This is a genomic window from Rhodococcus sp. T7 (assembly GCF_009872365.1).
Taxonomy (GTDB): domain Bacteria; phylum Actinomycetota; class Actinomycetes; order Mycobacteriales; family Mycobacteriaceae; genus Rhodococcus_F.
The window spans coordinates 1-2330 of record NZ_WXYH01000184.1 but is presented as its reverse complement, the minus strand read 5'-3'; the positions used below and the strand labels follow the sequence as shown (position 1 = coordinate 2330).

3 protein-coding genes and 1 other RNA gene are annotated in these 2330 nt (G+C 67.2%); all 4 read left to right on the top strand.

The features are described 5' to 3' along the window. Nucleotides 1–288: a transfer-messenger RNA gene (gene ssrA, locus MLGJGCBP_RS18440) on the top strand; the annotation flags it as partial. 87 nt (nt 289–375) lie between these two features. After that, nucleotides 376–750, top strand: coding sequence for a fluoride efflux transporter FluC (locus MLGJGCBP_RS18435; protein WP_160097512.1), 375 nt, complete (start codon nt 376–378; stop codon nt 748–750). Then, complete coding sequence (gene crcB / locus MLGJGCBP_RS18430) at nt 747–1091, top strand: fluoride efflux transporter CrcB (protein ID WP_160097511.1); 345 nt, start codon at nt 747–749, stop codon at nt 1089–1091. The genes MLGJGCBP_RS18435 and crcB overlap by 4 nt, the downstream gene beginning before the upstream one ends. 73 nt (nt 1092–1164) lie before the next feature. Next, a partial coding sequence (locus tag MLGJGCBP_RS18425) for a phosphoglucomutase (protein ID WP_160097510.1) occupies nt 1165–2330 on the top strand: 1166 nt, incomplete at its 3' end.

The window sequence follows — 2330 nt, the reverse complement described above, 5'->3', positions numbered from 1 at the left end:
ACATATAAGCGCCGATTCCAATCAGCGCGACTACGCACTCGCTGCCTAAGTAGCGACTGCGTGTCTGTCAGTCCGGGTTCGCCCTCGGTCCGGGTACTGGCATCAGCTAGAGGGCTTTACCGTTCGACTCGGTCGCGGAGTCGAACGGGACAACCAACAGCGACTGGGATCGTCATCCTGGCTTGTTTGCGAGACCGGGAGATCCAAGTAGAGACATAGCAAACTGCACACGGAGAAGCCCTAGCTTTGCTGCGGAGGACCCGGGTTCAATTCCCGGCAGCTCCACTAAGTCCGGGCCGGACACCACCAGGTGTTCCGGCCCGGATTTTTTGTGTGCATCGGAGTTCGACCATCCCGGCAGGCCGCCGTGACACGATGTGTGCCGTGTCCCTGACGAAACCGGTGGCCGTGGTCGCGTTGGGCGGTGCGCTCGGCGCGAGTACGAGATTCCTCCTGTCCGAGCTGTGGCCGGGAATCTGGACCATCCTCGTGATCAACGTGATCGGGACGCTGCTGCTCGGCTACCTCGCCGAGACGGTGGGACCGGACCGGTTGTCGCGGCTGTTCCTGGGAGTCGGCGTCCTCGGCGGTTTCACCACGTTCTCGACCTTCGCCGTCGACGCGGTGCGGGAGGACGCGCTGACCGCGACCCTCTACGTGGTGGCCACCCTGGTTCCCGCCATGCTCGCGGCGCGGCTGGGGATGCTCGTCGGTCACCGCCACCGGCTGGCGCGGAAGGCGGCCGCATGACCGTCCTCCTCGTGGCGCTCGGCGGCGCGCTCGGTGCAACGACGCGGTACCTCGCCGGCCGGTACGTCGACTCATACCGCAGTTTCCCGGTGGCCACCTTCCTCGTGAACGTCGCCGGGTGCCTGATCCTCGGACTGCTGTCGGGGGCGTCGATGTCCGCGCAGACGTTCGCGTTGCTGGGCACCGGCTTCTGCGGCGGACTGACCACGTACTCGACGTTCGCGGTGGAATCGGTGGGACTGCTGCGGATTAGGCTGGCGCTCACGTCCATCGTGTACACGGTCGCGAGTGTGGCGGCCGGTCTGGCCGTCGCCTGGCTGGGGTTCCGATTGACGTCTTGACGGCAGACTCCGGCGCGAGGGTGCAGGATGGGTTGGAGCCGAGTTCGATCCCGAAACGTTTCCAGGAGGTCTCGTGGCGCACGACAGGGCGGGTCAGGTGGCACTGCCGGAGGATCTCGTAGACATCGCGCACCTGGTGACCGCGTACTACAGCGGCGTGCCCGACCCCGAGAACCCATTGCAGCAGGTGCTGTTCGGGACGTCCGGCCACCGCGGGTCGAGCCTGGACACCGCGTTCAACGAGGCGCACATCCTCGCCACCACCCAGGCCATCGTCGAGTACCGGGCGTCCCAGGGCGTCGACGGACCCCTGTTTCTCGGGCGCGACACCCACGCCCTGTCCGAGCCGGCGTGGACGTCCGCGCTCGAGGTGCTGGCCGCGAACGACGTGACGGTGCTGATCGATTCGCGGGACCGGTACACGCCGACCCCCGCGGTCAGTCACGCGATCCTCCGCTACAACCGCAGCGGTCCGGAGTCGCGGGCCGATGGCATCGTCGTGACGCCCTCGCACAACCCGCCCCGCGACGGCGGCTTCAAATACAACCCGCCGCACGGCGGCCCCGCCGGCTCCGAGGCGACGACGATCATCGCCGACCGGGCGAACGAGCTACTCCGGCGGGACCTCTCGGGGGTGCGGCGAGTCCCGGCGGCCCGGGCGATCGCGCGGGCCGAGCGGTACGACTTCCTCCGCTTCTACATCGACGACCTGCCGAGCGTTCTCGATTTCGACGCCATCCGGAGTGCCGGCGTGCGGATCGGCGCCGACCCGCTGGGCGGAGCGAGCGTCGACTACTGGGGTGCGATCGCCGACATCCACCGGCTCGACCTCGAGGTCGTCAACCCACTCGTCGACGCCACGTGGCGGTTCATGACCCTCGACACCGACGGCAAGATCCGCATGGACTGCTCGTCGCCGAATGCCATGGCCTCGCTGATCGGAGCCCGGGACCGGTTCGACATCTCCACCGGCAACGACGCCGACGCGGACCGGCACGGAATCGTCACTCCCGATGGGGGACTGATGAATCCCAACCACTACCTCGCGGTCGCCATCGACTACCTGTTCTCGCACCGAAAAGGGTGGGGCTCGAGTGTGAAGGTGGGCAAGACGCTGGTCAGTTCGTCGATGATCGACCGGGTCGTCGGAAGCCTCGGCCGTGAACTGCTGGAGGTCCCGGTGGGTTTCAAGTGGTTCGTCCCCGGCCTGCTCGAGGGTTCGCTCGGTTTTGGCGGAGA

What these genes read in the sequence shown, in the direction of transcription:
- crcB (WP_160097511.1), top strand. Translation starts at nt 747, where the DNA reads ATGACCGTCCTCCTCGTGGCGCTCGGCGGCGCGCTCGGTGCAACGACG.
- MLGJGCBP_RS18435 (WP_160097512.1), top strand. Translation starts at nt 376, where the DNA reads ATGTGTGCCGTGTCCCTGACGAAACCGGTGGCCGTGGTCGCGTTGGGC.